This is a genomic window from Roseococcus microcysteis, from assembly GCF_014764365.1.
GTDB lineage: Bacteria > Pseudomonadota > Alphaproteobacteria > Acetobacterales > Acetobacteraceae > Roseococcus > Roseococcus microcysteis.
Map to the genome: position 1 here is coordinate 3,810,879 of NZ_CP061718.1, position 26,712 is coordinate 3,837,590.

The 26,712-nt window shown below is 72.4% G+C and carries 28 protein-coding genes and 1 tRNA gene; 27 read left to right on the forward strand and 2 right to left on the reverse strand.

Going from position 1 to position 26,712, the window contains the following annotated elements:
• The first annotated feature begins 32 nt into the window (after nt 1-32).
• From ICW72_RS18445 to ICW72_RS18455, 3 genes are read left to right on the forward strand one after another with little or no spacing between them, the layout of a single operon-like run.
• Entirely contained in the window at nt 33-932 is a 900-nt protein-coding gene (locus tag ICW72_RS18445) for a polysaccharide deacetylase family protein (RefSeq protein WP_191084002.1), read from the forward strand.
• A gap of 3 nt (nt 933-935) precedes the next feature.
• On the forward strand, nt 936-1,820 hold the full coding sequence (locus tag ICW72_RS18450) for a polysaccharide deacetylase family protein (protein WP_191084003.1): 885 nt from the start codon (nt 936-938) through the stop codon (nt 1,818-1,820).
• A 46-nt stretch (nt 1,821-1,866) separates the two neighbouring features.
• The gene (locus ICW72_RS18455; RefSeq protein WP_191084004.1) at nt 1,867-3,027 is read left to right on the forward strand and encodes an alpha-hydroxy acid oxidase; all 1,161 of its coding nucleotides are present in this window, start codon (nt 1,867-1,869) and stop codon (nt 3,025-3,027) included.
• A gap of 58 nt (nt 3,028-3,085) precedes the next feature.
• Here ICW72_RS18455 and ICW72_RS20835 read toward each other — a convergent pair whose 3' ends face one another.
• Entirely contained in the window at nt 3,086-5,167 is a 2,082-nt protein-coding gene (locus ICW72_RS20835) for a methyl-accepting chemotaxis protein (RefSeq protein ID WP_223880680.1), read from the reverse strand.
• A 128-nt stretch (nt 5,168-5,295) separates the two neighbouring features.
• Entirely contained in the window at nt 5,296-5,964 is a 669-nt protein-coding gene (locus ICW72_RS18465) for an alpha/beta hydrolase (protein ID WP_184385491.1), read from the reverse strand.
• Nucleotides 5,965-6,448: 484 nt separating this feature from the next.
• Between ICW72_RS18465 and ICW72_RS18470 the strand changes: the two genes are divergently transcribed.
• The 24 genes from ICW72_RS18470 to ICW72_RS18585 all read left to right on the forward strand — a co-directional run bounded on the left by ICW72_RS18470 (nt 6,449) and on the right by ICW72_RS18585 (nt 26,672).
• Complete coding sequence (locus ICW72_RS18470) at nt 6,449-6,946, forward strand: Rrf2 family transcriptional regulator (protein WP_191084005.1); 498 nt, start codon at nt 6,449-6,451, stop codon at nt 6,944-6,946.
• 22 nt (nt 6,947-6,968) lie between these two features.
• Nucleotides 6,969-8,060, forward strand: a complete 1,092-nt coding sequence (locus ICW72_RS18475) for a cysteine desulfurase family protein (RefSeq protein WP_191084006.1) — start codon at nt 6,969-6,971, stop codon at nt 8,058-8,060.
• A 5-nt stretch (nt 8,061-8,065) separates the two neighbouring features.
• Nucleotides 8,066-9,238: a cysteine desulfurase family protein gene (locus ICW72_RS18480; protein ID WP_191084007.1), complete on the forward strand. Its 1,173-nt coding sequence runs from the start codon at nt 8,066-8,068 to the stop codon at nt 9,236-9,238.
• A 9-nt stretch (nt 9,239-9,247) separates the two neighbouring features.
• Nucleotides 9,248-9,577, forward strand: coding sequence for a ferredoxin family 2Fe-2S iron-sulfur cluster binding protein (locus tag ICW72_RS18485; RefSeq protein WP_191084008.1), 330 nt, complete (start codon nt 9,248-9,250; stop codon nt 9,575-9,577).
• 1 nt (nt 9,578) lies between these two features.
• Nucleotides 9,579-10,271 (forward strand): thiaminase II, encoded by a 693-nt coding sequence (gene tenA, locus ICW72_RS18490; RefSeq protein ID WP_191084009.1) that lies wholly within the window; start codon nt 9,579-9,581, stop codon nt 10,269-10,271.
• Between the two features lie 10 nt (nt 10,272-10,281).
• Nucleotides 10,282-11,364, forward strand: a complete 1,083-nt coding sequence (mnmA, locus tag ICW72_RS18495) for a tRNA 2-thiouridine(34) synthase MnmA (protein WP_191084010.1) — start codon at nt 10,282-10,284, stop codon at nt 11,362-11,364.
• Between the two features lie 16 nt (nt 11,365-11,380).
• Nucleotides 11,381-11,457 (forward strand) — tRNA-Met (locus ICW72_RS18500).
• Nucleotides 11,458-11,522: 65 nt separating this feature from the next.
• Entirely contained in the window at nt 11,523-12,017 is a 495-nt protein-coding gene (locus ICW72_RS18505) for a Na+/H+ antiporter subunit E (protein ID WP_191084011.1), read from the forward strand.
• Nucleotides 12,014-12,310: a monovalent cation/H+ antiporter complex subunit F gene (locus ICW72_RS18510; RefSeq protein WP_191084012.1), complete on the forward strand. Its 297-nt coding sequence runs from the start codon at nt 12,014-12,016 to the stop codon at nt 12,308-12,310. Before ICW72_RS18505 ends, ICW72_RS18510 begins: the two co-directional genes overlap by 4 nt.
• On the forward strand, nt 12,300-12,602 hold the full coding sequence (locus tag ICW72_RS18515; RefSeq protein ID WP_191084013.1) for a monovalent cation/H(+) antiporter subunit G: 303 nt from the start codon (nt 12,300-12,302) through the stop codon (nt 12,600-12,602). The genes ICW72_RS18510 and ICW72_RS18515 overlap by 11 nt, the downstream gene beginning before the upstream one ends.
• A complete protein-coding gene (locus ICW72_RS18520) occupies nt 12,599-13,519 on the forward strand; it encodes a hydrogenase subunit MbhD domain-containing protein (RefSeq protein WP_191084014.1) in 921 nt (306 codons plus the stop codon). Before ICW72_RS18515 ends, ICW72_RS18520 begins: the two co-directional genes overlap by 4 nt.
• Nucleotides 13,516-13,833, forward strand: a complete 318-nt coding sequence (locus ICW72_RS18525; RefSeq protein ID WP_191084015.1) for an NADH-quinone oxidoreductase subunit K — start codon at nt 13,516-13,518, stop codon at nt 13,831-13,833. Before ICW72_RS18520 ends, ICW72_RS18525 begins: the two co-directional genes overlap by 4 nt.
• Nucleotides 13,830-15,311 (forward strand): complex I subunit 5 family protein, encoded by a 1,482-nt coding sequence (locus tag ICW72_RS18530; RefSeq protein ID WP_191084016.1) that lies wholly within the window; start codon nt 13,830-13,832, stop codon nt 15,309-15,311. Before ICW72_RS18525 ends, ICW72_RS18530 begins: the two co-directional genes overlap by 4 nt.
• Nucleotides 15,308-16,771 (forward strand): complex I subunit 5 family protein, encoded by a 1,464-nt coding sequence (locus tag ICW72_RS18535; RefSeq protein WP_191084017.1) that lies wholly within the window; start codon nt 15,308-15,310, stop codon nt 16,769-16,771. Before ICW72_RS18530 ends, ICW72_RS18535 begins: the two co-directional genes overlap by 4 nt.
• Nucleotides 16,768-18,414: a complex I subunit 5 family protein gene (locus tag ICW72_RS18540; RefSeq protein ID WP_191084018.1), complete on the forward strand. Its 1,647-nt coding sequence runs from the start codon at nt 16,768-16,770 to the stop codon at nt 18,412-18,414. The genes ICW72_RS18535 and ICW72_RS18540 overlap by 4 nt, the downstream gene beginning before the upstream one ends.
• Before the next feature lie 385 nt (nt 18,415-18,799).
• Nucleotides 18,800-19,135 (forward strand): MotA/TolQ/ExbB proton channel family protein, encoded by a 336-nt coding sequence (locus tag ICW72_RS18545; protein WP_191084019.1) that lies wholly within the window; start codon nt 18,800-18,802, stop codon nt 19,133-19,135.
• A gap of 10 nt (nt 19,136-19,145) precedes the next feature.
• Entirely contained in the window at nt 19,146-19,565 is a 420-nt protein-coding gene (locus tag ICW72_RS18550; RefSeq protein WP_191084020.1) for an ExbD/TolR family protein, read from the forward strand.
• A complete protein-coding gene (locus ICW72_RS18555) occupies nt 19,565-20,545 on the forward strand; it encodes an energy transducer TonB (protein ID WP_191084021.1) in 981 nt (326 codons plus the stop codon). Before ICW72_RS18550 ends, ICW72_RS18555 begins: the two co-directional genes overlap by 1 nt.
• 65 nt (nt 20,546-20,610) lie before the next feature.
• The gene (hemP, locus tag ICW72_RS18560; RefSeq protein WP_191084022.1) at nt 20,611-20,757 is read left to right on the forward strand and encodes a hemin uptake protein HemP; all 147 of its coding nucleotides are present in this window, start codon (nt 20,611-20,613) and stop codon (nt 20,755-20,757) included.
• Between the two features lie 167 nt (nt 20,758-20,924).
• The gene (locus tag ICW72_RS18565; protein WP_191084023.1) at nt 20,925-22,910 is read left to right on the forward strand and encodes a TonB-dependent hemoglobin/transferrin/lactoferrin family receptor; all 1,986 of its coding nucleotides are present in this window, start codon (nt 20,925-20,927) and stop codon (nt 22,908-22,910) included.
• A gap of 15 nt (nt 22,911-22,925) precedes the next feature.
• On the forward strand, nt 22,926-23,963 hold the full coding sequence (locus ICW72_RS18570; RefSeq protein ID WP_191084024.1) for a hemin-degrading factor: 1,038 nt from the start codon (nt 22,926-22,928) through the stop codon (nt 23,961-23,963).
• Entirely contained in the window at nt 23,960-24,844 is an 885-nt protein-coding gene (locus ICW72_RS18575; RefSeq protein WP_191084025.1) for a heme/hemin ABC transporter substrate-binding protein, read from the forward strand. The genes ICW72_RS18570 and ICW72_RS18575 overlap by 4 nt, the downstream gene beginning before the upstream one ends.
• A complete protein-coding gene (locus ICW72_RS18580; protein ID WP_191084026.1) occupies nt 24,841-25,908 on the forward strand; it encodes a FecCD family ABC transporter permease in 1,068 nt (355 codons plus the stop codon). Before ICW72_RS18575 ends, ICW72_RS18580 begins: the two co-directional genes overlap by 4 nt.
• Entirely contained in the window at nt 25,905-26,672 is a 768-nt protein-coding gene (locus tag ICW72_RS18585; protein WP_191084027.1) for a heme ABC transporter ATP-binding protein, read from the forward strand. Before ICW72_RS18580 ends, ICW72_RS18585 begins: the two co-directional genes overlap by 4 nt.
• Nucleotides 26,673-26,712: the final 40 nt, after the last annotated feature.

Consider the following 26,712-nt stretch of genomic DNA (forward strand, 5'->3'; position numbering starts at 1 on the left):
CGCGACACAGTGTTCCCGACAAGAGGTCGCCCATGAAGCTCCCTGCCCACAACCGCTACGCGCACAGCGCCATTCCGACACGCCCCACCTATGAATGGCCGGGCGGCAAGCGGCTCGCGCTGCTCGTGGTCAACAACATCGAGCATTTCGCCTATCGCGCCGGCATCGGCTCCGACGTGACGGGCGGCAGCCCGGTGCAGAACCAGCGCGCCTATGCCTGGCGCGACTACGGCAACCGCGTGGGGCTGTGGAACCTGCTGGACACGCTGGACGCGCTGGACATCCCCGCCGCGCACAACATCAACAGCGCGGCCCTTGAGGCCTGCCCCGAGATCGCGCCCGCGCTGCGCGCCCGCGGCGATGAGTTCGTCGGTCATGGCCGCAGCAATTCCGAACGCCAGGACGGGATGTGGGAGGAGGATGAGCGCCGTCTCATCCTGGAATCCCGCGACGTGCTGGCGCAGCATGCCGGTGTCGCGCCGCGTGGCTGGCTCGGCCCCTATATCGCGCAATCGGCGGTGACACTCGATCTGCTGCGCGAGGCGGGCTTCACCTATGTCATGGACTGGCCGGCCGACGACCAGCCCTTCTGGATGGCGACGCGCGCCGGCCCCATCCTGTCCGTGCCCTATTCCGTTGAGTTGAACGACAGCCCCGCCCTGATCATGCGGCAGCAGACGGGCCGCGACTTCGCCGAGATGATCCGCGACCAGTTCGACGAAATGCTGGAGCAATCGGCCCGCCGCCCCCTGGTGATGAGCGTGGTGCTGCACCCCTTCATCCTGGGCCAGCCGCACCGGTTGCGGCCCCTGCGCCAGGCGCTGCGGCATGTGCTGGCGCATCGCGACCAGCTGTGGGTGACGCGGCCCGGCGAACTCGCGGATTACGTGGCCGGGCTGCCGGCCGGCACCATTCCCGGATCGGAGGGCTGAGCCATGCCTGTCTCCCGCATCTTCGAGCATTACGGCCCCACCCCGCCCGACCCGCGCTGGCCCGGCGGCGCGCGGCTGGCCCTCAACTTCGTCATCAACCACGAGGAGGGCGGCGAGGAGAGCTTCCCCGATGGCGACCCGCGTTCCGAAACCGGGCTGACGGAAGGCAGCACCGCCGCCGTGAAGGGCCGCGATCTCGCGGCCGAGAGCATGTTCCAATTCGGCAGCCGCGTGGGCTTCTGGCGCCTGCACCGCCTCTTCACCGAGCGGAACCTGCCCTGCACCGTCTTCGCCGTGGCCCGCGCCTTGGAGCGCACGCCGCACTGCGTGACCGCCATCAAGGCCGCCGGCTGGGACGTGGCGGCCCATGGCTGGAAATGGGAGATGCATGCCGGCATGGACGAGGCCACCGAGCGCCAGCGCATCGCCGACGCCACCGCCATCATCACGCGCGAGATCGGCACGCCGCCGCTCGGCTGGTACACGCGCTACGCGCCCAGCGAGAACACGCGCCGCCTGCTGATCGAGCACGGCTACCTCTATGACAGCGACGCCTATGACGACGAGCTGCCCTATTGGCGCGAGGTGGATGGCAAGCCGCACCTCGTGCTGCCCTACAACCTGACGCACAATGATGTGCGCTTCGCGCGCCAGGGCATGACCTCGGGCCTGGAATTCTTCGAATACATCAAGGGCGCGGTCGAGATGATGCTGTCCGAGCCTGGTGGCCGCATGCTGAGCGTGGGTTTGCACAACCGCATCATCGGTCATGCCGGGCGTGCCGCGGGCCTCGCGCGGCTGCTGGACTGGGTGGCGACGCGGCCGGAAATCTGGGTCTGCCGCCGCGCCGATATCGCCCACCACTGGGTCGCGGAGCACGCGCCTTGAGCCGCCCATCTGGCGCATCCCGCCCCCTGCGCTACAAATCCTCCCCATGAGCGAACGCCGCGCGCAACGCGCCCTGTGCCTCGATGATTTCGAGGCGATGTCCCGCCGCCATCTGCCGCGGCCCATCTTCGGCTATGTGGCCGGCGCCACCGAGCGCAACGCCGCACTCGACGACAATGCCCGCGCCTATTCCGAATGGGGCTTCCAACCGCGCGTGCTGGTGGATGTGTCCAAGCGCAGCCCGAAGGCCACGCTGTTCGGCCGCGAATGGGCCGCGCCCTTCGGCCTGGCGCCCATGGGGATGAGCGCGCTGGCCGCCTATCGCGGCGACATCGTGCTGACCGCGGCGGCGCGGGCGGCCAATGTCCCGGCCATCCTCTCCGGCTCCTCGCTGATCCGGATGGAGGAGGTGATCGCGGCCAACCCCGATGCCTGGTTCCAAGCCTATCTGCCCGGCGATTCGCGGCGCGTGGAGGCGCTGGTGGACCGTGTGGCGCGGGCGGGCTTCGGCACGCTGATGCTGACGGTGGACACGGCCGTGCTGCCCAACCGCGAGAACAATGTCCGCAACGGCTTCTCCACGCCCTTGAAGCCCTCGCTCCGCCTGCTGTGGGACGGGATGACGCACCCCGAATGGTCCTTCATGACCTTCCTGCGCACCTGGGCGAAGTTCGGCATGCCGCATTTCGAGAACAGCTTCGCCGAACGCGGCGCGCCCATCCTGGCCCGCAATGTCGAGCGTGACTTCACCGCCCGCGACCATTTGAACTGGGAACACCTCGCGCTGATCCGCCGCCGATGGACGGGCCGGCTGATGATCAAGGGCGTGATCCACCCCGATGACGCCGTGCGCGCGCGCGAGGAAGGCTGCGACGGCGTCATCGTCTCCAACCATGGCGGGCGGCAGCTGGATGGCACCACCTCGCCGCTGCGCCTGCTGCCGGCCATGCGGGCGGCGGTCGGGGATTTCCCGCTGATTGTGGATGGCGGCATCCGCCGCGGCACCGACATCCTGAAGGCGCTGGCACTGGGGGCCGACTTCGTGCTGATCGGCCGGCCCATGCTGCACGCGGCCGCCGTGGCGGGCCGCGCCGGGGTGGACCGGGCCATCGCGCTCGTGAAGGGCGAGCTGGACCGGAACATGGCGCTGCTGGGGGTCAACAGCCTGGCGGAGATCGGCCCGCACTGCCTGGTGCGAGTGAAGTAGCGTCCGATCGGCCTGGGCGGATCGCCCAGGCCGTTGAATCGGCCGCTCGGTGCGGCCGTCAGGCCGCCTTCACATCGGTCAGGAAGCGGCCCACCTCGGCGCGGGTCGAGGAAGCATGGCGCGCCAATTCGCCGGCCGCCTCATGCACCTGCTCGGCGGCGAGGCCCGTGGCGTGCGCCAGCTCGTTGATGGTGGCGATGCTGTCGCTGACCGAACGGGTGCTCGTCGCCACCTCCTGCACATTGCCGCTGATGGCGCGCGTCGCCTGTTCCTGCCGCTCGACCGAGGAAGCGATGGCGGCCGTGATCTCGTTCACCTGGCCCACCGTCTCCGCGATGCCGCGGATGGCGCTGACCGCGTGCTGGGTCGAGCCCTGGATCTGGCCGATCTGGGCGCTGATCTCCTCCGTGGCGCGGGCGGTCTGCTCGGCCAGCGTCTTCACCTCGCCCGCCACCACGGCGAAGCCCTTGCCGGCATCCCCGGCGCGGGCGGCCTCGATGGTGGCGTTCAGCGCCAGCAGGTTGGTCTGGGAGGCGATCTGTCGGATCAGCGTCACCACCTCCGTGATGCGCGCCGCACCCGCGGCGAGGTCCTGCACGACGCCATCGGTGCGGCGGCTCTCGGCCACCGCCTGCTCGACCACGGAACGCGACTGGCTGATCTGGCGGGCGATCTCGGCGATGGAGCCGGCCAGGTCCTCGGCGCCGGCGGCCACGGAATCGATGCCCGCCTGGCTGCTCTCCGCGGCACGGGCGATGGAGCCGGCCTGGGCCTCGCCCTGCTCCGCGGTGCTGGACATGGCGGCGGCATTGGCCTCCAGCTCGGTCGCGGCGGCGGCGAGGGCGGAGATCAACTCGCTCACCCGGGCTTCGAAGCCGGAGGTGGCGGCGCCAAGCGCCTCGGCCCGCGCAAGGCGCGTCGCCTGGTCCGCCTGCTGGGCCGCGGCCAGGCGCTCGCCCTCGATCAGGCCCTGCTTGAAGTTCTGCACGGCGCGGGCGATGGCGCCGATCTCGTTGCGCCGATCCTGGTCGGGGATCTCGACGTTGAGGTCACGTCCGGCCAGACGGTCCATCGCGGCGGTGGCACGGGCCATGGGGCGCAGCACCAGGCCCTGCGTGGCCAGCAGCCCGCCGATCGCGACCAGGCCGGCCAGGAGGATCAGCACCCCCGAGATCGCCAGCGCCTGGCTGGCGGCGGCCCGGTTGGCGTGGGCGCGTTCCACCATGGCGTCGAAGGCGGCGACCGGAACGCCGTTCAGCTGGGCCAGGGCCGCCACCTGCGGGTTGCGGAAGGCGGCCAGGTCGCCCTCGGGCCGCTCGCCCCGCAGCATCGGCGCCATCATGCGCGCGCGGGTTTCCGCCAGGGCGCCGGCGGCCATCGGGGTCGCGGCGTTGATGGCGTCGCGCAGGGCGGCGGGCGCGGTGGCCACCGCCGCCTGCAGCCGCGCCCAGGCGGCGTCGGAGCGCCCCGCGGCGCGCAGCGCGGCCTGCGCTTCCTCGGGCGTCCAGCCGCGGCCCGCATTCATGGCGGAGGACATGGCGAGCGTGACATCGCCGCTGGAACTGCGGACCTGCCAGCCATCGCGCCGCATGGAGATGAGCTGGTCCACGCGCGGGTCGCGCAGCATGGCCATGTCCTCGACGGCGTCGGTGATGGCCAGGAGGTCATTCACCAGGGCGATGCTGACATCGGCCCAACGGCCCAGCAGGTCCTGGGGGCGGCCCTCGCGCGGCAGGCGCAGCGCGGCCTCGGCGGCGGTGCGAAGCCCGGCCACGGCGGTGGCCCCGCGGTCGAGCCGCGCGGCCTCCTCGGTCAGGCCGGAGGCGCGCAGGGCCGCGATGGCGGCGCTCGTCGCGGCCTCGGTCTCGGCGCGGCGCGGGCGGATGCGGGTCATCTCTGGGTCGGGCGCGGGGCCGGAAAGCGCGGTCAGCGTCTCGCCACGCTCGATCCGCATGGCGGCGGCGGCGCGGAACAGCTCGCGCCCTGCCTCGGCCATCTGGACGATGCGGCCGGCCTCGCCATGGCGGACCCAGGCGCGCAAGGCCTGGTCCGCGGCGAGCCCGATGGTCAGCAACCCCAGAAGGCCGAGCACGCCCCCGAGAAGGGTGCGAATGGAAAGGCCTTCGAGCGTACGCCGCATGATCCGTCATTCCCCTGCTTGTGGTGCGGGGGCTGTAGCGGAGGGCTGCTTACCTGCCCGTTAAGCGGCCAAGCAAAAGGCCGCGCCCCGGGCGGGACGCGGCCTTTCAGGAGAGCCTGGGGTGGGCCTCAGTCGGCGGCGAGGGCCATCCGGCTGCGGTTCAGCACCGAGAGGACATGGTCCTCGGCCATGTCGGACAGCGTCTCCACCTGCGGCGGCGTGAAGACGTGGCCGGCGTCGCCGATGGTGCGGAAGTCGATCGCCACACCCTTCTGGGTGTTCAGCTTGTCCACCAGCTTCTGCACGCTGTTCAGCGGCACCAGTTCATCTTCCTCGCCATGGATGATCATGCCCGAGCAGGGGCAGGGGGCGAGGAAGCCGAAATCATAGTGACTGGCCGGCGCGCTGATGGAGACGAAGCCGCCCATCTCCGGCCGGCGCATCAGCAGCTGCATGCCGACATAGGCGCCGAAGGAATAGCCCGCGACCCAGAGCATGGAGGCGTTGGGGTTCACGGCCTGCAGGAAGTCCAGCGCCGCGGCCGCGTCGCTGATCTCGCCGATGCCACCATCATAGCGGCCCTGCGACTTGCCCACGCCACGGAAGTTGAAGCGCAGCACCGAGAAACCCATGGCCTGGAACCGGCCATAAAGGCTGTGCACCACGCGGTTGTTCATGGTCCCGCCATGCAGCGGGTGGGGGTGGAGCAGGAGGGCGACGGGCGCGTTGGGCCGCTTCGCGTGGTGGTAGCGACCTTCGAGGCGGCCATCGGGCCCTGCGAACATGACTTCAGGCATCGTGTCCTTGCGTCCATCTCTGTTTTGGGCGCGACGGCAAGCCGCCACACCGAGCGACGCCCGTCCTGGCGGCCAGGCGGCCTTGCGCCGCGCCGGCCCGGGATCTGGGCACACATTGCTTGGCTGCGGCTGGTGCGTCCGGTTCTGGCCGGCCCTCCGCAGCGTAATACCTAAATGCTCAAGCCAGATCGTTTTTTCAACGGCTTGAAGCGATTGATAAAGTCTCAGATCATTCGGCAACCGCACCACCGCCCGGCGCGGCGTCGCGCACTATACGCAGCCCGAACCTTGTTTCATAACGGATTCACCGTCTCTCGCGCATGGCTGACGTCCGCGCGGCGCATGGCAATCCAGCTTCAAGGTTTTGCAACACGGGCGCATCCCAATATCGCATAATGGGATGCCCCGATGGTGACGGAGCAACTGTAACCCGGGTTCGGGCTGGCCGCCTCGGTGGTCGGCCCCAAGTTAGAGGGGCAAGGCGATGCGCCTTTCCACACGCGGCCGCTACGCCGTGATGGCGATGGTGGAACTCGCGGCGCGGCAGGATGCGATGCCACCGGCCGCGTCGGGTCGGCCCAGCCCACCCGTCAGCCTCGCGGAAATCGCCGCGGCGCAGATGCTGTCGCTCGCCTATCTGGAACAGCTCTTCGGGCCGCTCCGCCGCGCGGGGCTGGTCGCTTCCGCGCGTGGCCCGGGCGGCGGATATCGCCTGGCCCGCCCGGCGCGCGAGATTGCCATCTCCGCCATCGTGGACGCGGTGGATGAACCCATCCGCGCCACCCGCTGCGAGGAGGGCGCGCCGGGCTGCCTGGCCGGCCGCCGCTGCCTCACACACGACCTCTGGGCCGAGCTGGGCGAGCAGATCCGTCTCTTCCTGGCCGGCGTCACGCTGGAGGATGTGGTGCGCGGCGAAGTCACGGGCCGCGCGCAGGAACCCGGCTGCGCCATGGCCGCGCCCAAGGCCTGGACGGGCGCCTGAGCCCGCGGCACATCGCCGCCCCATGACGCCGCTCGATCTCGACGCCAACGCCACCGAACCCCTGCGCCCCGAGGCGCGGGCGGCGGTGCTGCGCGCGCTGGACCTGGGCGGCAATGCCTCCTCCGTCCATGGCGGCGGGCGGGCGGCGCGCGCCCTGATCGAGGCCGCGCGGGCCGAGGTGGCGCGCCACGCCGGCGCCGCGCCCGCCGAGGTTGTCTTCACCTCGGGCGGCACCGAGGCCAATGCGATGGCGTTGCACGGCCTGGGCACCGGGCGCCGGTTGCTCGTGGGCGCCACCGAGCACGCCGCCATCCGCGCGGCCGCCCCGGCCGCCGAGACCATTCCGGTCCGGCATAACGGGACGCTCGACCTCGACGCGCTGGCGGTGCTCCTGGCCAATGGCCCGCCCGCCCTGGTCTGCGCCATGGCCGCCAACAATGAGACGGGGGTGCGCCACCCGCTGGAGGCCATCCGCGCCCTCTGTGCCGAACATGGCGCCCTGCTGCATGTGGACGCGGTGCAGGCGGCGCGGGAGGATGTTCCCCGCGCCGACAGCCTGGCCCTCTCGGCCCACAAGCTGGGCGGGCCGCCCGGGGCCGGGGCGCTGGTGCTGGCGCCTGGCCTGCATGTGCCGCCCTTGATTGCGGGTGGTGGGCAGGAGCGGGGGCGGCGCGGCGGCACCGAGGCGCTGCCTGCCATCGCGGGCTTCGGCGCGGCCATCGCCGCCCCCTATGACGCGGCGCGCATTGCGGCGCTGCGCGATGCCATCGAGGCGGGGCTGCGCGAGATCGCCCCCGAGGCCGTCATCGCGGGCCAAGGGGCGCCCCGCCTGCCCAATACCAGCCTCATCATCCTGCCCGGCGCGCCGGCCGAGACGCAGGTCATCGCGCTCGACCTCGCGGGGGTGCGCGTCTCGGCGGGTGCCGCCTGTTCCTCGGGCAAGGTCGCGCGGTCGCATGTGCTGGAGGCGATGGGCTTCGGCGAGCTGGCCGGCTGCGGCATCCGCGTCTCGCTGCCCTGGAACGCGCCCGATGATGCGCCGCAGCGCTTCCTGGAGGCATGGGCCGCCATGCGGAACCGGCTCTCGTCAAGGGCGCGGGCCCGCGCCACATAGAGGGCATGCGCCCGAACCGCCCCATCTACCTCGACCACCACGCGACGACCCCCCTGGACCCCCGGGTGCTGGCCGCCATGCGCCCCTGGTGGGAGGAGAATTTCGCCAACCCCCACAGCGCCGAACACGCCATGGGCCGCGCCGCCGAGGCGGCGGTGGAGGAGGCCCGCGAACAGGTCGCCGAACTGCTGGGGGCGGACCCGCGCGAGATCATCCTGACCTCGGGTGCGACCGAGGCGAACAACCTGGCCATCAAGGGTGCCGCCCGGCAGGCGGGCACGGCTGGGCCGCGCCGCATCATCACCCTCGCCACCGAGCACAAATGCGTCCTGGAATCCGTCCGTGACCTGGCGGCGGAGGGGTTCGAGCCGGTCATCCTGCCGGTGCTACCCGACGGCTTGCTGGAGCTGGACGCCCTGCGCGAGGCCCTGGCGGTGCCCACCCTGCTGGTTTCCGTCATGGCGGTGAACAATGAGACGGGGGTGATCCAGCCGCTCGCCGAAATTGGCGCGCTGGTGAAGGAACATGGCGCGCTGTTCCACACCGACGCCGCCCAGGCGGCCGGGCGCATCGCGCTGGATGTGGAAGAGGTGAGGGCGGACCTGCTCTCCCTCTCCGGCCACAAGATCTACGGGCCCAAGGGCATCGGCGCGCTTTACGTGCGGCGGCGCCCCCGCGTCCGCCTCGCCCCCCTGTTCAGCGGGGGCGGGCAGGAGCGGGGGCTGCGCTCCGGCACGCTGCCGGCGCCGCTGGTGGTGGGGCTGGGCGAGGCCGCGCGCATCGCGGGTGGGGAAGGGCTGCTCGACGCCGGGCGCATCGCGGGCCAGCGCGCCATCCTGCTGGAGGGGCTGCGCGCCGCCATCCCCGGCCTGCGCGTGAACGCGGAGGCCGCGCCGCGCGTGGCCGGCAACCTTAACCTGACCTTCCCCGGCGTCACCGCCGCCGCCCTGCTGGGCGCGCTGCCGGACCTCATGCTCTCCACCGGCTCGGCCTGCACCTCGGCCGAGATCAGCCCCTCCCATGTGCTGACCGCCATGGGCATCGGGCCCGAGGAAGCGGCGCGCACCTTGCGGATTGGGCTGGGGCGCTTTACCTCGCCGCAAGAGATGCAACAGGCGGCGGCGATGATCGGCGCGGCCTGGAAAAGCCTGTCCCAACACGAAGCCGCCGCGGAGTAGCCTCGACCCATGCCCAAGATGACCTTCATCGAGCGCGACGGTGCGCGACGCGAGGTCGAGGCCCCGCTGGGCCTGTCCGTGCTCGAAATCGCCCATCGCCATGGCGTGGACATCGAGGGCGCCTGCGAAGGCAGCCTCGCCTGCTCCACCTGCCACGTCATCGTGGACGGGTCCTGGTTCACCAAGCTCGACAAGCCGACCGAGGATGAGGAGGACATGCTCGACCTCGCCTTCGATCTGCAGGAAACGAGCCGCCTGGGCTGCCAGATCATCATGACCGAGGCGCTGGACGGGCTGGTGGTGAAGCTGCCCTCCGGCAGCCGCAACGCGGGCGGCTGAGATGACCGAGGCCCACCAGGAATTCGGCGCGCCGGGCGGGCTGTTCCGCCGCCTGCGCGACGCCGCCGGCAAGGACTGGACGGGCTATACGTGGCACCCCTTTGTCCAGCGCGTCTCGGACGGCACGCTGCCGCTGCTGTCCTTCCGGCATTACCTCATCCAGGACTACCTCTTCCTCATCCATTTCGCGCGCGCCAAGGCGCTGGCGGTGGTCAAGGGCGAGAGCCTTTCGGCCATGCGCGAGAAGGCCGCCGCCGTGCTGGCCATCCTGGACGAGACCAAGCTGCACCTGAAGTATTGCGCCGAATGGGGCTTGTCCGAGGCCGAGGTGGTCAAGATGCCCGAGACCACCGAGACCGTCAGCTACACCCGCTGGGTGCTGGACCGGGGCCTCTCTGGCGACATCCTGGACCTGGAAATCGCCCTCGCCCCCTGCACGGTGGGCTATGGCGAGGTGGCGCTGCGCATCCTGGCGGACCCGGCCCGGAAGGTGGAGGGCAACGCCTACCAGTCCTGGATCGACACCTATGCGGATGAGGGCTACCAGGCCATGGCCCGCGCCGCCGCCGCCCGCATTGATGCCCTTGGCGAGAGTCATGGCGGCGAGGCCCGCTTCGCCCGGCTGGCCGCCGATTTCGCCGAGGCCGCGCGGCTCGAGCAGCGCTTCTGGCAGCAGGGGCTCGACGCGGGATGAGGGCCAAGGGGTGAGAGTGCTTGTCGCCATGTCGGGCGGCGTGGATTCCTCCGTCGTCGCCGCCCTCCTGCATGAGCAGGGGCATGAGGTGGTGGGCGCCACGCTCCAGCTCTACGACCATGGCGCCGCGGTGAAGAAGAAGGGCGCCTGCTGCGCCGGCCAGGACATCCATGACGCGCGCGAGGTCGCGCAGCGCCTGGGCATCCCGCACTATGTGCTGGACCGCGAGCAGCGCTTCCGCCAGGCCGTGATCGAGGATTTCGCCGGCGCCTATGCGCGCGGCGAGACGCCCATCCCCTGCATCCGCTGCAACCAGACCGTGAAGTTCCAGGATCTGACCGAGCTGGCCGAGGATCTGGGCTGCGACATGCTGGCCACCGGCCATTACGCGCAGCGCCTGGACGGGCCGTACGGGGCGGAGCTGCACCGCGCCGCCGACCCCGTGCGCGACCAGAGCTATTTCCTGGCGCATACCACCCAGGCGCAGCTCGACCGCGTGCTGTTTCCCCTGGGGCACATGCCCTCCAAGGCCGAGGTCCGCGCCCATGCCGCGCGCCTGGGCGTGCCGGTCGCGGAAAAGCCGGACAGCCAGGACATCTGCTTCGTGCCCGAGGGCAGCCATGCCGACATCGTGGGCAAGCTTCGCCCCGAGGCGCTGGAGCCGGGCGAGATCGTGGATCTGGACGGCCGGGTGCTGGGCCAGCACCGGGGCCTGGCGCATTACACGGTGGGGCAGGGCAGGGGGTTGGGCGTCTCGGCGCCCGAACGCCTTTTCGTGGCGCGCATTGATGCGCCGCGCCGGCGGCTGGTGGTGGCGCATCGCGGTCAGGTGCCGGTGCCGCAGGTGCGGGTGGCCGAGGTGAACTGGCTGATCGAACCGCCCGCCGGCCCCTTCCAGGCGCGTGCGAAGCTGCGCGGCCGTGAGCAGCCCGCGCCCGTCACCGCGGAGTGGGATGGCGCCACGCTGACGCTGACGCCCGAAGCCCCCGCCATCGCCGCCCCCGGCCAGGCGGCGGTGCTGTATGACGGCGAGCGCGTGATCGCGGGCGGGTTTATCCGGAGTGGAGTTGACCCCGCGGCGCCCGCGCCCTAAACCGCGCCGCACGCGTGGTGGTGTAGCTCAGCTGGTTAGAGCACGGCACTCATAATGCCGGGGTCGGCGGTTCAAGTCCGCCCACCACTACCATTCCTCATCCCGCAAACTGCCCGCCGGGCCTGGATTTCTTGTAACCAACTCCCCATTTGCCCTTCATGCGGGAGGGGCTTCGCACATCCTGGATCGCGGGCCGGCGTGGCCTGCTCCTCGGCCTGCTGTGGTTCGTCCTTGTGGGGCCGGACCCGGCGGCCCTGCTGCCCGGGCTTCTGGCCGTGGGGGCGGCCACCTGGCTCAGCCTGCGCCTGCTGCCGCCGGTTTCCGCTCTGCGCGCCTGGCGCCTTGCCCTCATGCTGCCGCCCTTCCTCTGGCGCTCCCTGGTGGGGGGCGTGGATGTGGCACGGCGGGCCTTCCATCCGCGCCTGCCGCTGAAGCCCGGTTGGGTGGAGGCGCCTTGTCGTCTTGGAGGTGGCGGGCGGGCCGTGCTGGGCGGCGGCTTCAGCCTGATGCCGGGCACCTTGGTCGCGGGCACGCGGCGGGGGCAGTTGCTGGTGCATTGCCTGGACACCTCCCAGCCTGTCCTGCGCGCCGTGGCCGATGACGAGGCGGCGCTGGCCCGCGCCATTCCGCCCGCCGAGGCACCCCCGCGATGAACGACCTCCTCCTCGCCGCGGCGGCGCTGGTGCTGATCAGCCTCGCCGCGGGGTTCTGGCGCGTCTGGCGCGGCCCCAGCATGGCCGACCGCATGATGGCCGCGCAGCTGGTGGGCACGGGCGGCGTGGCGGTGGTGATGCTGCTGGCGGCGGCGGGCGGGCACTGGGCCATGCTGGACGCGGCACTGGTGCTGGCGCTGCTTGCCGCCTTCGCCGCCGTGGCCTTCGTCAAGGCGCGGACCCCCGAGGGCGCGGGCGACCCTGAGGCCGAGGAGCCGCAAGATGGTCGCTGACATCCTGACCGGGGTGCTGGTCCTGCTGGGCGTCGCCGGCTTCTTCGCGGGCTCGGTCGGGCTGCTGCGTTTTCCCGACACGCACAGCCGCCTGCACGCGCTGACCAAGGCGGACAATCTGGGCCTTGGCCTCATTGCGCTCGGCCTCGCCTTCCAGGCCGAGGGGGTGGCGGACATCCTCAAGCTCGCCCTCATCTGGGCGCTGGCCATCCTGGCGGCGGGCACGGCGGCGCAGTTGGTCGCGCGTTCGGCGCTGGAGGACGGCGCCTCGGGCGAGGAGGACGCGCCATGATCTCCACCGCCCTCGACCTGGTGCTGGTGGCGCTGCTGGTCGCGGCCGCACTCGCCGCCGTGGGGGCGCGGGGGCTTTTCGCGGGCGTGGTGTTCTTCGTGGCCTATGGGGTCTTCGTGGCTATCGCCTGGCTGCGGCTGGACGCGATCGACGTGGCGTTGGCCGAGGCCGCCATCGGCGCGGGGCTGACCGGCGTGCTGCTGCTGGGCGCGGTGGGGCATCTCACCCGCGCGGGGGCCGGGGCGCCGCCGCGCCGCCCGGCCATCCCACTGGCGCTGGCCTGCGCGGGCATTTCCGTGATGCTGGGCTGGGCCTTCCTCTCCCTGCCGGATGCGCCCGGGCTGCAGGTGCCGGTGGCGGCCGCGCTGCCCGGTTCGGGTTCGACCAATCCCGTCACCTCCGTGCTGCTGAACTTCCGCGCCTTCGACACGCTGCTGGAGAGCATCGTGCTGCTGGCCGTGCTGGTGGGCGTCTGGGCGCTGGCGCCCGATGCCGCCTGGGGCGGGCGGCCCGGCCTCGTGCAGCGGGTTCGGCCCGATGGCGTGCTGGCGGGCTTCGGCCGGCTGCTGCCGCCGCTGGGGCTGCTGGTGGGCGTCTATCTGGTCTGGGCGGGCACCAAGCAGCCGGGCGGCGCCTTTCAGGGTGGCACGGTGCTGGCGGCGGTCTGGCTGCTGGCCGCCATGGCCGGCGTGACGCGGGCGCCGCGCGTGACGAGCCTCGTGCTGCGCATCGCCCTGGTGGCGGGGCCGGTGCTGTTCCTCGCGGTGGGCATGGCGGGTGCCTTGGGCGGCAGCTTCCTCGGCCTGCGGCCTGACTGGGCGGCGGCGCTGGTGCTGACCATCGAGGTGGGCCTCACCCTCTCCATCGCCAGCGCGCTGGCCTTGCTCGTGCTCGGCCCTCCGGAGCGCGCGGCATGATCCCGTCGGCGACCCTGTTCGGGCTGGCGGGTGCGGCGCTGGTGGGCATCGGGCTCTATGGCTTCCTGGCGCATGCGCATCTGCTGCGGCGGCTGCTCTCCTTCAACGTGCTGGGCTCGGGGGTCTTCCTGATGTTCGGCGCGGCCGCCTGGCGCAGCCCCATCCTCGGCGCGGATGCGGTGCCGCATGCGCTGATCATCACGGGCATCGTGGTCAAGCTCGCGGGGTCCGCGCTTGCGATCGCGCTGCTGGTGCAGCTCGCCCGCGCCACCCGCCGCGCCGCCCTGCCCGAGGATGAGGGCAGGCCCCCATGACCACCCTGCTGCTGAGCCTGCCCGTGGCGCTGCCGCTGCTGGCCGCGCTGCTGGCGGTGGCGGCCGCGCGCCAGGCCGCGGGCCTCGCCATGGCGACGGGTTTCCTGGTGCTGGGGCTTTCCGTCTGGCTGGCCTTCGAGGTCGCGGCCCTGGGTCCGATCACCATCGCGCTGGGCGGGTGGGAGGCGCCGCTCGGCATCGTGCTGCGCGCCGATGGGTTGGGGGCCGGTTTCCTGGTCGTCTCCGCCATGGTGATGGCGGTGGTGCTGGTCGCCGCCCAGCCCAGCTTCGAGGACCAGGGCCAGGAAAGCCGCGCGGGCTTCGCCTTCTGGCCGCTGGCGCTGCTGCTCTTCGCCGGGCTGAACACGGCCTTCCTTTCACGCGACCTGTTCAACCTCTTCGTGGCGCTGGAACTGCTCACGCTCTCGGCCATTGCGCTGGTGGCCATCGGGGGCAAGGCCGACGCGGTCACGGCGGCGCTGCGCTACATGGTCTTCGCGCTGCTCGGCTCCGTGCTGTTCCTGCTGGGGGCGGCGCTGGCCTATGCGGCGCATGCCACGCTCGATATCGGACTCCTGTCTCAAGTCGAGCCCGGCTGGCCCATGGCGGCGGCGCTGGCGCTGATGACCATGGGCCTCGCCATCAAGACGGCGCTGTTCCCCTTTCACGCCTGGCTGCCGCCCGCCCATGCGGGGGCGCCTGCACCGGCGAGCGCCATGCTCTCCGCGCTGGTGCCCAAGGCCTCCTTCGTCATCCTGCTGCGGCTGTGGTTCGACCTGGCGCCGGAACTGGCCTCGCCGCTGCTGCTCGCGGTGCTGGGGGGCTTGGGGGCGGTGGCGGTGATTCATGGCTCGCTGCTGGCCATCGGGCAGGATCGGCTGAAGCTCATCATCGCCTATTCGACGGTGGCGCAGCTCGGCTACCTGTTCCTGGTGTTTCCGCTGGCGGGCGGCGCGGGGGCGGCGCAGCCCTGGTCCGCCGGGGCCTGGACGGCCGCCAGCTTCCACGCCTTCGCCCATATGCTGGCCAAGGCCTCCATGTTCCTCGCGGCCGGGCTGTTCCTGCGCGCCGTGGGGCATGACCGGCTGGAGGGGCTGCGCGGCCTCGCGCGCGCCATGCCCATCGCCTGCTTCGCCTTCGGGCTTTCCGCCATCTCGCTGATGGGGCTGCCGCTCTCGGGCGGATTCACGGCGAAGTATCTCCTGCTGACCTCCGCCTTCGCCTCGGGGCAATGGGGCTGGGGGCTGGTGCTGGTGGCGGGCGGGCTGCTGGCTGCGATCTACCTCTTCCGGCCGCTGAATCTCATGTTCAGCAAGGAGGGCGCCGCGGCCAGCCTCACCCCCGTGCCTCGCTGGGAGCAGGTGCTGCCGCTGCTGCTGGCGCTGGCCGCCGTGCTGCTGGGGCTGTTCTCCGCCGGGCCCTTCGCCTTCCTCCAGATCGGGCGGCCGGGGGCCGCGGCGGAGGGGCTGCTGCCATGACCGCGGTGCTGCCCGTCCTGATCCTGGCCACCTCGCTGGTGCCCGCCCTGCTGATCTTCTGGCTGCCCGAGCGCGCCTGGCGCGCCCGTGCCTGGCTGAACCTGGGCGGGGCGGCGGTGAAGATCCTGCTCGTCGTCTTCCTCATGGTGGAGGTGGCGAATGGCGTGACCCATGAGGCGCGGCTGGACCTCGCCCCCGGCCTCTATCTGCTGCTGCGCGTGGATGCGCTGACGCTGCTCTTCGTCAGCCTCTCGGCCTTCCTTTGGCTGATGACGACCATCTACGCCATCGCCTATCTGGGCGAAGGGCCGAACCTCTCGCGCTTCTTCGGCTTCTTCAGCCTGTGTGTGGCGGCGACGACGGGCCTCGCCCTCGCGGGCACGCTCATCACCTTCTTCATCTTCTTCGAGCTGCTGACGCTGACCACCTGGCCGCTGGTCGTCCACAAGGAGAATGCGAAATCGGTGAAGGCGGGGCGGCTCTACCTTGCCTATTCCCTGCCCGGGAGTGCCGCGCTGCTGGTCGCGATCATCTGGCTGGAGAGCGCGACGGGCCCGGTCATCTTCGCCGAGCCCGGTGACCTGCGCGTGCTCTCCGATGCCAGCCTCATGGCCATTTTCGCCCTCTTCGCGTTGGGGGTGGGCGTGAAGGCCGCGCTGTTCCCCTTGCATGGCTGGCTGCCCGAGGCCATGGCCGCCCCGGCGCCCGTCAGCGCGCTGTTGCATGCGGTGGCGGTGGTGAAGGCGGGCGCCTTCGGCATCGTGCGGCTGATCTATGACGTCTACGGCATCGCGCTGACGGCGGAGCTGGGGGTGGGCCTGCCGCTCGCGCTGCTGGCCGCCTTCACCATCCTCTGGGGCTCGCTGCGCGCCCTGCAGCAGACGGAGGTGAAGAAGCGCCTCGCCTTCTCCACCGTCAGCCAGGTGTCCTACATCGTCCTGGGTGCGGCGCTGGCCGGGCCCTATGCGGTGATCGGCGGGCTGGTGCACCTGGTGCATCAGGGGCTGATGAAGATCACGCTGTTCTTCTGCGCCGGCCTCTATGACGAGCGCGCGGGGATCACGCGCATCGACCAGCTGGACGGCATCGGCCGGCGCATGCCGCTGACCTCCATCTGCTTCACCATCGGCGCCATGGGGATGATCGGCATTCCGCCCGTGGCGGGCTTCGTGTCGAAATTCTACCTGGGCCTGGGCGGGCTGCAGGCGGGCGAGCCCTGGGTGGTGGGCGTGCTGGCGGCCTCGGCGCTGCTGAACGCGGGCTATTTCCTGCCCATGCTCTACCGCATCTGGTTCGGCGTGGCGTCGGTGGACGCGCCGGCGGCCGATGAGCGCAGCCCGGGCATGCTGGTGCCCGCGGTGGCGACGGCGGCGGCCTCGCTGGCGGCCGGGCTGTTCGCGGGGGCGGCCATCAGCCCGCTGGCCTGGGCCAGCCTGATCGCGGCGGGGTATCTGCCATGAACCTCGTCATCGGGCCGCTGCTGCCCTTCGTGGCGCTTGCCTGGCCGCTGCTGCTGGGGCTGGCCGCCGCCTGGCCGGCCTGGCGCATGCGCGCGCTCTGGGTGCTGCCGGCGGCGCCATTGCCGGCGCTGTTGCTGGCCATCGCTTGGCCGGAAGGCAGCTCCACCGCCCCCGCGCTGCTGCTGGGGACGGAATTGGTGCTGGACGCCCCGGGGCGTCTGCTGCTGGGGATGGTGGCGCTGATCTGGCTCGCCGCCGGCATCTTCGCGCTGGGCTATTTCCGCGAGCCCCGGAAGCCCGCCGTCTTCGCCGGCTTCTGGTGCCTGACGCTCTCGGGCAATCTCGGCGTGATGCTGGCGGCGGATGTCGCCACCTTCTACGTGGCCTTCGCGGCCGTCTCGCTCGCGGCCTATTGGCTGGTGGTGCATGACGGCAGCGCGAAGGCCCTGGCGGCCGGGCGGGTCTATCTCGTGCTGGCGCTGCTGGGCGAGGCGTTGCTGCTGGTGGGCCTGCTGCTGGGCGTGGCGGCGGCGGATTCGCTGTCCATCGCGGCGGTCGCGGCTTCGCTGTCCGAGGCGCCCCTGGCGCTCACCTGCCTCATCCTGGGCTTCGGGCTGAAGGCGGGCATGGTGCCGCTGCACATGTGGCTGCCGCTGGCGCACCCGGCCGCACCCACACCGGCCTCGGCCGCGCTGTCGGGGGCGATCGTGAAGGCGGGCATCATCGGGCTCATTCGCTTTCTGCCGGAGGATACGGGGTTCTGGGCCACGGGCCTCCTCCTGCTGGGGCTGATCGGCGCCTATGGCGGCGTACTAGCCGGGCTGTTGCAGCGCAACGCCAAGGCGGTGCTGGCCTATTCCACCATCAGCCAGATGGGGCTGGTGCTGGCCACGCTGGGGGTCGGGACGACCACCGAGGCCGCGCTCTACGCCGCCCATCACGGCTTCGCCAAGGCGGCGCTGTTCCTGGGCGTGGGCGTGTTGGCGGCCACGGGGCGGCGGGCGCTGCCCTGGGTTCTGGCGTTGGCGGCGTTGCCTGCGCTGTCCATCGCGGGGGCGCCGCTGCTGGGCGGCGCGCTGGTCAAGGCCGCGATCAAGCCGGGGTTCGCAGGCTGGCTGGAATGGGCGGTGGCGCTCTCGGCCACCGGCACCGCGCTGCTGCTGGCGCGCGCGCTGTGGCTCGCCGCGCAAGGCCGCGCCGAGGCGGAGGAGGCGCGGCCCGAACCCCTGCTCTGGGCGCCCTGGGCGGGGCTGATCCTGGTGGCGCTGGCGCTGCCCTGGTTGCTGCTGGCGGGCTTCTCCACCCTGACCCCGGGCTATGCGCTGGGCCTCGCCTCACTGTGGGACGCGACCTGGCCGCTGCTGCTGGCCGCTTTGCTGGCCGCGCCCTTCCTGTGGCTGCGCCCGCATGTGCCCACCCTGCCGGAGGGGGACCTGATCGTGCCGCTCGGCGCCGCCGCGGGCGTGGCCGTGCACGCGTTGCGCCGCATTCCGGAGCCCGCCGCACCGCACCTCGCCATTCCCGGCGCGAGGCGGGGGCGTGTGGTGCTGGCCGCGCTGGAGGCCGCGCTGCTGCCCTGGCGGCGGGGCGGGCTGCTGGCGGCGGTGCTGGTTCTCGCCCTGGCCTGGTCGCTGGCGGGGTAGGTCGCTTCCTGGCGAATTTGCAACTGACTCGCAGCCGCAACCCCCTTGCGGGCGTCCTGCAATTGCGACTAGTTTGCAATATGCCCAGCCCGGACAACCTGCATGACCTGAGCCCGCTCGGCCTTTTCCTCATGGCCGACTGGGTGGTGCGTTCCGTCATGATCCTGCTGTTGGTGGCGTCGCTGGCCGTCTGGGCCGTGGCGATCGACCGCTGGATGCGCCTGCGCCGCCTGGCGCATGAGGCCGCGCTGCTGGATCGCCACGCGGCCGAGGGGGCCGCGTTCCCTATGGGCGCCTGCCCGACGCCATTCTGGGCGCCGCCGCCACCAGCCCCGAATGGCCGGGCGAGAGCGCCGCCGACCGTCGCGCGCGCCTGGCCGACGCCATGCGTCTCGCGCTCGCGGACACCATGCGCCCCGCGCAATCGGGCCTGCCACTGCTGGCCAGCGTGGCCTCGGCCGGTCCCTTCATCGGGTTGTTTGGCACGGTCTGGGGCATCATGAACGCCTTCACCGCCATCGCCCGCAGCGGCGAAAGCAGCCTCGCCACCGTCGCCCCCGGCATCGCGGAGGCGCTGTTTGCCACGGCGCTGGGCCTGTTTGCCGCCATTCCCGCCGTGCTGGCCTATAACCGCCTCGCGGCGCTGGCCGCCGAGACGCGGGCGCGCGCCAATGCCGGCATCGCGCGCCTCGCCGCGCGCCTGCCGCGGGCGGCGGAGTAGCCCCGTGGCCATGACCCCCACCGGCGGCGGCCCCGAGGAGGACGCGCTCGCGCCGCTGTCCGAGATCAACGTCACGCCCTTCGTGGACGTGATGCTCGTGCTGCTGATCGTCTTCATGGTGGCGGCCCCCATGATGGTGGCGGGCGTGCCCGTGAACCTGCCGCGCACCGACGCGCCCCGCCTCGCGGAACCGCGCGAGCCCCTGGTGGTGACGCTGACGGCCGATGGCGTGGTGCGCGTGGGCGAACAGGCGATGGGCACGGGTCAGGTGGTCTCCACCCTGGCCCCGATCGCCGCCGAGGCGCCGGACCGCCCCGTGCTGCTGCGCGCCGACCGCAGCCTTTCCTACGGCGAGGCGATGACGGTGCTGGGCGCCCTGTCGCGCGCGGGGTTCAGCCGCGTCTCCCTGCTGGCCGAGATGCCCCGCTGATGGCCGCGCACGCCGCCCCCGCCACCCACCCCGCCGCCTGGGGCTTCGCGCTCGCGCTGCATGGCGCGGTGCTGATGGCGCTGTGGCCGCAGCCGAAGCTGGGCGGTGCGCCGCCGGGCTTTGGGGTGGTCTTCGCCGAGATGGGGCAGGGGGGTGGGCAGGTGGGTGGCACCGCCCTGACCGCCGAAGCCACGCCCGTGGCCGAGGATGACGCCCCGCTGCTGGCCGAGATGCAGCCCGAGACGGCCCCCGTGATGGACCCCTCGCCGCCGGTCCTGGCCGAGGAACCCCCCGTCGCGGAGCCGCCGCCGGTGGTGGCCGAATTGCCCTCGCCCGAGCCCGTCCCGGAGCCGGAGGCCATTCCCGAACCCGCCCCCACCCTGGCCGAGGCACCGCCGCCCGAGCCGGTCCCCGAGCCCGAGGTCATCGCGGAGCCGCCCCCGCCCGCACCACCGCCGCCGCCGGTCGCCGCCCCGCGCCCGACGCCCCCGCCCGTCGCCGCCACGCCGCGCCCCGCGCCGCCGCGCCAGGCGGCGGCCCGTCCGGCCCCCGCGCGCCCCGCCGCCGCGACCGCACCCACCGGCCCGGCCAGGGCCGCCGCGCCCGCCGGTGACCCCGCGCTCGGCGCGCCCGGCAGCCCCAACCCCCAGGGCGGCGCCAGCCCCACGCCGCGCGCCGCCCCCGGCGCCCTGCTGCCGGACCATTACCGCGCCGGCCTCTCCGCCGCGCTGCGGCGCCACCTGCGCTATCCCATGCTGGCGCGCGAGCGCGGGCTGGAGGGCGAGGTGATCGTCCAGTTCAGCGTGGCGCGCGACGGCGCGGTGCGCGGCGTCCGCATCCTGCGCAGCAGCGGCGTGGGCGCCTTCGACAACGAGGCCGTGGCGTTGCTCGCGCGCGTCTCGCCCCTGCCACCCTTGCCCGGCAGCTGGCCGGCGGAGGAAGCCATGTTCGCCGCCCCCATCCGGTTCAGCCTGCGATGAACGAACGTCCCCGGCACCCGCATCCCTATATTGCGAACGATTCGCAATCGCGATATAGCCACGCCATGCCCAACGAATCCCCGCCTCCGCCCGCCCCGCGCATTGACAGCCAGAGCCTGCTGCGCGGCCAGGTGGAGGTGGAAATCATCCACGGCCAGGAAATCTACCGGCTGCGCCACACCCGCGCCGGCAAGCTCATCCTGACCAAGTAACCGCTTTACAGCGCCAGCGCGCACGCCACTGGGCCCCCGGGCCAAGCGAGCCAGCCAGCCAGCGCCTCACATCAGCAGCCCCTTGGGGCTTCGAGAGAGGACGCATCGTGTCGGGTCTGTTTCGCCTGTGGCTTCTGGCCACTCCCGCCTTCCTGGTTCTTCCCGCCATGGCCCAGGACGCGCCCGCGCCTGCGCTTGTGCTGACGCCGCTGGACGCGGTCACCACCACCGCCACCCGCACGCCGCAGGTGGCGGGTGACGTGGCCGCCCCCATCAGCGTCGTGCCGCGCGAGGAATTGCGCCGCCGCCAGCCCACCCAGCTGCAGAACATCCTGGGCGACCTGCCGGGTGTCGAGGCGGATGGCATTCCCCGCCCCGGCGTGCAGCAGCCGCAGATCCGCGGCCTGGGCGGTGACCGCGTGATCACCACGCTGGATGGCGTGCGGCAGAACTTCAGCTCCGGCCACCGCGGCCGCTTCTTCTTCGAGCCGGAGTTGCTGCGCCAGGTGGACGTGCTGCGCGGCCCGGCCTCCATGCTCTATGGCTCGGGCGCCATCGGCGGCGTCGTCGCGCTGCGGACGATCGAGGCGGAGGACATCATCCGCCCCGGCCGCGCCACGGGCTTCTTCCTCAGCCAGGGCTACGACACCAATGGCGGGCGCTGGCGCAGCGCCGCCGCCGCGGCCTTCCGCACCGGCCAGGTGGACGGCCTGGTCGCCTATGCGCGCAACGCCGGCAACAACATCGTGGACGGCGCGGGGCAGACCATTCCCTACACCGACCCGACGACGCAGACCTTCCTCGCGCGCCTCGGCTGGAACCCCATGCCCGGCATGCGCTTCGGCGCCAGCTTCATGCACCGCGAGGAGGACCAGATCATCCCCTCCGCCGCGAACACCCTGGGCACCGCCGACATCACGGACCGTCGCCTGCGCGCGCAGCAATTCGCGTTGAACTTCGACTGGGCGCCGCCGGACAACCCCTGGATTGACCTGCGCGCCCAGGTCTACCGCAACACGGTGGACATCAATGAGCGGCGCCTGACCGACAACCGCCGCGACCTGACGGACCTCGAGACCTGGGGCATGTCGGTGCAGAACACCTCGCGCTTCTCGGTGTTCGGTGCGGAACGCCACGCGCTGACGCTGGGCTTCGACGGCTATCGCGACACGCAGGAAGGCCGCCGCAACGGCGCCGCCCGCGCGCAATACCCGAATGCCAGCCAGGACGTGATCGGCTTCTTCGTCCAGGACGAGATCACGCTCGGCCGCGCCACGCTGACCGGCGGGCTGCGCTATGACCGCTACGAGCAAAGCGCCGACGGCCAGCGCAGCGTGACCAATGACCGTCTCTCGCCGCGCGTCTCCTTCGCCTACCGCGTGACGGACTGGATGCAGCCCTACATCTCCTATGCCGAGGCCTATCGCGCCCCGGGGCTGAGCCAGCTCTACAATTCGGGCGTCCACTTCCCCATCAGCTTCTTCCCCTTCCCGCGCTTCAACAACTTCGTGCCGAACCCGAACCTGCGGCCCGAGACCTCGCGCAACCTCGAAGCCGGCGTGAACTTCCGCTTCCGCGACACCATCACCGCGGGCGACAGCATCCGCATCCGCGCCTCGGCCTTCCACAACAACCTCGACGACTTCATCGAGACGCTGGTCTTCGCCACCACCACCGAGCAGCGCAACGTGACCCGCGCGCGCATCCAGGGGCTGGAACTGGAAGGCCAGTATGAGAGCGGGCCCTGGTTCGCGGGCCTGGGCGCCTCCATCATCCGGGGCGAGAACCGCACGGAAGGGGGGCCGCTCGCCCTCATCCCGGCGCACAAGCTCTCCATGTCGCTGGGCCGCCGCTTCCAGGAGCAGGGCGTGACGCTGGGCGGCCGCGTGCAGTTGGTGGCCGAGCAGGGCCGCAAGCCCGTGGACCAGCAGACCGGCATCCGCCCGCAGGCCACGCCCGCCTATGCGCTGACCGACCTCTTCGTGACCTACGCCCCGCCCGAGGGCCCGCTCGCGGGGCTGCGCCTGGATGTGGGCGTGTCGAACCTCTTCGACGTGCGCCACCGCCGCCTCGCCTGGGACAGCAGCAGCGAGCGTTCTTCCTTCTACGACGTCGGCCGGAACGTGCAGTTCCGCCTCTCCGCCAACTTCTGAGCCAAAGAGGCCTTCATGTCCGCGATACTCGAACACGACCACGACCTCGCCACGCGCTGGGCCCGCCTGCGCGAGGAGGAACCCCGGCTGCGCGTGCGCGACGCCGCGCAACGCCTCGCGGTGAGCGAGGCCGAGCTGGTGGCGAGCCTGCCCGGCGCCACCCGCCTGCGCCCCGACTGGCTGGCCCTGCTGGAGGCGCTGCACGAAGCGGGCGAGGTGATGGCGCTGACGCGCAACGACCATTGCGTGCATGAGCGCCATGGCCGCTACGAGCAGGTCTCGGTGAGCGGCCCCATGGGGCTGGTGCTCGGCGAGGACATTGATCTGCGCCTCTTCCTCCGCAACTGGGTGCATGCGCTGCATGTGCCCGGCGGCAACCCGGGCAGCCCGCGCGGCAGCGTGCAGGTCTTCGACGCGGCGGGCGAGGCGGTGCACAAGGTCTTCGCCACCGAAGCCACGCCCGAAGGCGCGCTGGACCGCCTGGCCGACACGCTGCGCGACGAGGCGCCGGCGGCCATCCGCACCGTGCCCCGCGCCCCGCGCCCCACGCCCCGCCCCGATACGGAGATCGACACCACCGGGCTGCGCGAGGCCTGGGCCGGGCTGCGCGACACGCACGACTTCTTCCCCATGCTGCGCCGCTTCGACGTGGCGCGGCAGCAGGCGCTGCGCCTGGCCGGCCCCCACTGGGCGCGGCGCCTGCCATCCTCGGCCATCGAGCGCACGCTGACCGCCGCGGGCGCCAGCGCGCTGCCCATCATGATCTTCGTGGGCAACCATGGCTGCATCCAGATCCACACCGGCGAGGTGAAGCGGCTGGTGCCGATGGGCGAGTGGTTCAACGTGCTCGACCCCAGCTTCAACCTGCACCTGCGCACCACAGGCCTCGCCGAGGCCTGGCTGGTTCGCAAGCCGACCGAGGATGGCGTCGTCACCTCCATCGAGGGCTTCGACGCCGATGGCGAGGTGGTGCTGATGGTGTTCGGCAAGCGCAAGCCCGGCCAGCCCGAGGATCTGGGCTGGCGCGAGCTGGCCGAAGGCATCGCCGCGTGAGGCGCCGCGCCCTTTTCGCCCTGCCGCTGGGCCTCGCCACGCCGGCGCTGGCCCAGGGCATGCCGCGCCTGGTCGTGGCCGGCGGCGGCATCGCCGAGATCGTCTGCGCGCTGGGTGCCCGGGGCGCGATCGTGGGCGCGGACAGCACGAGCCTCTTTCCCAACGACCTGCGGCAATTGCCGCAGATCGGCTATCTGCGTGCGCTCTCGGCGGAGGGCGTGCTCTCCCTCCAGCCCGGCCTGCTGCTGCTGGCGCATGAGGCCGGGCCACCGCCCGCGATCGCGCAACTGCGCGCGGCGGGGGTGAACATCATCCGCGCCCCACGCATCGAATCTCCCGAGACGTTGATGCAGGCCGTGACGGTGGTGGCCGAGGCCCTGGGCCGCGAGGCACGCGGCCAAGCGTTGAACGCGGCGCTCACCGAGGATTTCGCGGCCCTCGCCGCCAGCCTGCCGCGTCCCGCCACGCCGCCCAGCGCGCTCTTCCTGCTGGCGGCCGGGGCGGGGGCGCCCATGGCCTCGGGCCGTGGCACCTCGGCCGAGGCGATGCTGCGCCTCGCGGGCGCGCGCTCGGCCATCCAATCCTATGAGGGCTATCGCGCCGTGACGGCCGAGGCCGCGCTGGCCGCCTCGCCCGACTGGGTGGTGGCGCCTTCGCACACCGTGGACGGCAGTGGCGGCGTCGCCTCCTTCCTGGCCCAGCCGCAGCTCTCCTTGCTGCCGGCCGCGCGGGCGGGGCGGCTCGTCACCTTCGACAGCCTCTACATGCTGGGCTTCGGCCCGCGCACAGCCCATGCGGCGCGCGACCTGGCCGCGGCCCTGCATGCGCGCCCCGACCTCGCGGCGCTGCCCGAGCGGCCCTGGCTGCGCGGGGCGGCATGAGCGAGGCCGCGCTCTCCGTGCCGCGCGCGCGGGCCATGGGCCATGGCATGGCGCTGCTGCTGCTGGCGGGTGCCGCGCTGTGCGGCCTGCTGGTGGCGCTGGGCATCGGCGCCATCCGCATCCCGCCCGATGGCGTGCTGCGCGAATTGCTGGCGCCGCTGGGCCTCGCCACCTCCGCGCCGGGGCCCGAGGGCGCCATCATCTGGACGCTGCGCGTGCCGCGCACCCTGCTGGCCATGCTGGCGGGCGGTGTGCTGGGGCTGGCGGGCGCCATCATGCAGGGGCTGTTCCGCAACCCGCTGGCCGACCCCGGGCTGCTCGGCGTCTCGGCCGGTGGGGCGCTGGGGGCGGTGTTCATGATCGTGGTGGGGCTCACGCTGCTGCCCGTGCCGCTGCGCCCCTATGCGACGGCGGGCGCGGCCTTCCTGGGCGCCCTGCTGGTCACGCTGCTGGTCATGCGGGTGGCGCAGCATGAGGGGCGGGTGATGATCGCCTCCATGCTGCTGGCCGGCATCATCTTCAACGCGCTGGCGGGGGCTGCCACCTCGGCGCTGATCTTCGCGGCCGATGACATGCAGCTGCGCGACATCCTGTTCTGGACCATGGGCTCGGTCGCGGGCGCCACGCCGGCCGTGCTGGGGGCCACGCTGCTGGCCGCGCTGCCGCTGATCATCGCCGCCCCCTTCCTGGTGCGCGGCCTGAACGCGCTCATTCTGGGCGAGCGCGAGGCGCAGACACTGGGCATCCCGATCGAGCGCCTCAAATGGGGCGCCGTGCTGCTGGTGGCGCTGGCCGTGGGCGCGGCGGTGGCGGCGAGCGGCATGATCGGCTTCGTGGGCATCGTGGCGCCGCATCTCGCGCGGCTGATGCGCGGGGCGGATCATCGCTGGGTGCTGCCGGCCTCGGCGCTGATCGGCGCCGCGCTGCTGCCGCTGGCCGATGCCGCGGCGCGCGTGCTGGTGGCGCCGGCCGAACTGCCCATCGGCCTGCTGACGGCCCTGCTGGGCGGCCCCTTCTTCCTGGCCCTGCTGCTGCGGCAGCGCTTCGCATTGGACGGGCGATGATCCGCGCGGACAATCTCATCGTCACGCGGGGCGGGCGGCGCATCCTGGACCTGCCCGCGCTGTCCATCGCCCCGGGCGGCGTCTTCGGCATCCTGGGGCCCAATGGGGCGGGCAAGTCCACCTTGCTGCGCGTGCTGGCGGGCGAGATGGCGCCCGATTCCGGCCGCGCCTTCCTGGATGGCAGGCCGCTCGGCCACTGGCGCGCGGGGGATCTCGCGCGCCGCCGCGCCGTGCTGCCGCAGCATTCCACCCTCGGCTTTCCGCTGCGCGCGGAGGAGGTGGTGGCGCTCGGCCGGCTGCCCCATGCCGGGCGAGCGGGCCCGCAGGACAGTGTCCGCGCCGCGATGCGCGAGGCGGGTGTCGCGCATCTGCACGGCCGCAACCACGCTACCCTCTCGGGCGGCGAGCAGCAGCGCGTGCAGCTGGCCCGCGTGCTGGCGCAACTGGATGGCGTGCCACCGGCCGACAGCGTGCTGTTCCTCGATGAGCCCACCTCGGCGCTCGACCTGCCGCACCAGCACGCCATCATGGCGGTGGCGGCGGCGCGCGCCCGGGCGGGGGCGACGGTGGTGGCCGTGCTGCATGACCTCAACCTCGCCGCGCGCCATTGCGGCCGGCTGCTGTTGATGGCGGGCGGGCGCCGCGTGGCCGAGGGCCGGCCGGAGGAGATGCTGACGCCCGAACTGGTGCACCGCGCCTATGGCTTCGCCATGCGCCGCGTGCCCGACCCGCAGGGGGGTGATGTGCTGCTGGTGCCGGCCTGAGCGCAAGCGCCCGCCTCGCGCGAATGGGCGCGGCGGCCCT

Excerpts from the sequence above, each read along its gene's own strand:
- ICW72_RS18515 (WP_191084013.1), top strand. The coding sequence starts at position 12,300 with ATGGTCGCTGACATCCTGACCGGGGTGCTGGTCCTGCTGGGCGTCGCC.
- ICW72_RS18465 (WP_184385491.1), bottom strand. The coding sequence starts at position 5,964 with ATGCCTGAAGTCATGTTCGCAGGGCCCGATGGCCGCCTCGAAGGTCGC.
- ICW72_RS18585 (WP_191084027.1), top strand. The coding sequence starts at position 25,905 with ATGATCCGCGCGGACAATCTCATCGTCACGCGGGGCGGGCGGCGCATC.
- ICW72_RS18480 (WP_191084007.1), top strand. The coding sequence starts at position 8,066 with ATGCGCCCGAACCGCCCCATCTACCTCGACCACCACGCGACGACCCCC.
- ICW72_RS18570 (WP_191084024.1), top strand. The coding sequence starts at position 22,926 with ATGTCCGCGATACTCGAACACGACCACGACCTCGCCACGCGCTGGGCC.
- ICW72_RS18550 (WP_191084020.1), top strand. The coding sequence starts at position 19,146 with ATGACCCCCACCGGCGGCGGCCCCGAGGAGGACGCGCTCGCGCCGCTG.
- ICW72_RS18535 (WP_191084017.1), top strand. The coding sequence starts at position 15,308 with ATGACCGCGGTGCTGCCCGTCCTGATCCTGGCCACCTCGCTGGTGCCC.
- ICW72_RS18445 (WP_191084002.1), top strand. The coding sequence starts at position 33 with ATGAAGCTCCCTGCCCACAACCGCTACGCGCACAGCGCCATTCCGACA.
- ICW72_RS18555 (WP_191084021.1), top strand. The coding sequence starts at position 19,565 with ATGGCCGCGCACGCCGCCCCCGCCACCCACCCCGCCGCCTGGGGCTTC.
- ICW72_RS18530 (WP_191084016.1), top strand. The coding sequence starts at position 13,830 with ATGACCACCCTGCTGCTGAGCCTGCCCGTGGCGCTGCCGCTGCTGGCC.
- tenA (WP_191084009.1), top strand. The coding sequence starts at position 9,579 with ATGACCGAGGCCCACCAGGAATTCGGCGCGCCGGGCGGGCTGTTCCGC.
- ICW72_RS18565 (WP_191084023.1), top strand. The coding sequence starts at position 20,925 with ATGGCCCAGGACGCGCCCGCGCCTGCGCTTGTGCTGACGCCGCTGGAC.
- ICW72_RS18540 (WP_191084018.1), top strand. The coding sequence starts at position 16,768 with ATGAACCTCGTCATCGGGCCGCTGCTGCCCTTCGTGGCGCTTGCCTGG.
- ICW72_RS18455 (WP_191084004.1), top strand. The coding sequence starts at position 1,867 with ATGAGCGAACGCCGCGCGCAACGCGCCCTGTGCCTCGATGATTTCGAG.
- ICW72_RS18450 (WP_191084003.1), top strand. The coding sequence starts at position 936 with ATGCCTGTCTCCCGCATCTTCGAGCATTACGGCCCCACCCCGCCCGAC.
- ICW72_RS18545 (WP_191084019.1), top strand. The coding sequence starts at position 18,800 with ATGCGTCTCGCGCTCGCGGACACCATGCGCCCCGCGCAATCGGGCCTG.
- ICW72_RS18485 (WP_191084008.1), top strand. The coding sequence starts at position 9,248 with ATGCCCAAGATGACCTTCATCGAGCGCGACGGTGCGCGACGCGAGGTC.
- ICW72_RS18520 (WP_191084014.1), top strand. The coding sequence starts at position 12,599 with ATGATCTCCACCGCCCTCGACCTGGTGCTGGTGGCGCTGCTGGTCGCG.
- ICW72_RS18525 (WP_191084015.1), top strand. The coding sequence starts at position 13,516 with ATGATCCCGTCGGCGACCCTGTTCGGGCTGGCGGGTGCGGCGCTGGTG.
- ICW72_RS18505 (WP_191084011.1), top strand. The coding sequence starts at position 11,523 with ATGCGGGAGGGGCTTCGCACATCCTGGATCGCGGGCCGGCGTGGCCTG.
- ICW72_RS18470 (WP_191084005.1), top strand. The coding sequence starts at position 6,449 with ATGCGCCTTTCCACACGCGGCCGCTACGCCGTGATGGCGATGGTGGAA.
- ICW72_RS20835 (WP_223880680.1), bottom strand. The coding sequence starts at position 5,167 with ATGCGGCGTACGCTCGAAGGCCTTTCCATTCGCACCCTTCTCGGGGGC.
- ICW72_RS18510 (WP_191084012.1), top strand. The coding sequence starts at position 12,014 with ATGAACGACCTCCTCCTCGCCGCGGCGGCGCTGGTGCTGATCAGCCTC.
- ICW72_RS18580 (WP_191084026.1), top strand. The coding sequence starts at position 24,841 with ATGAGCGAGGCCGCGCTCTCCGTGCCGCGCGCGCGGGCCATGGGCCAT.
- ICW72_RS18475 (WP_191084006.1), top strand. The coding sequence starts at position 6,969 with ATGACGCCGCTCGATCTCGACGCCAACGCCACCGAACCCCTGCGCCCC.
- hemP (WP_191084022.1), top strand. The coding sequence starts at position 20,611 with ATGCCCAACGAATCCCCGCCTCCGCCCGCCCCGCGCATTGACAGCCAG.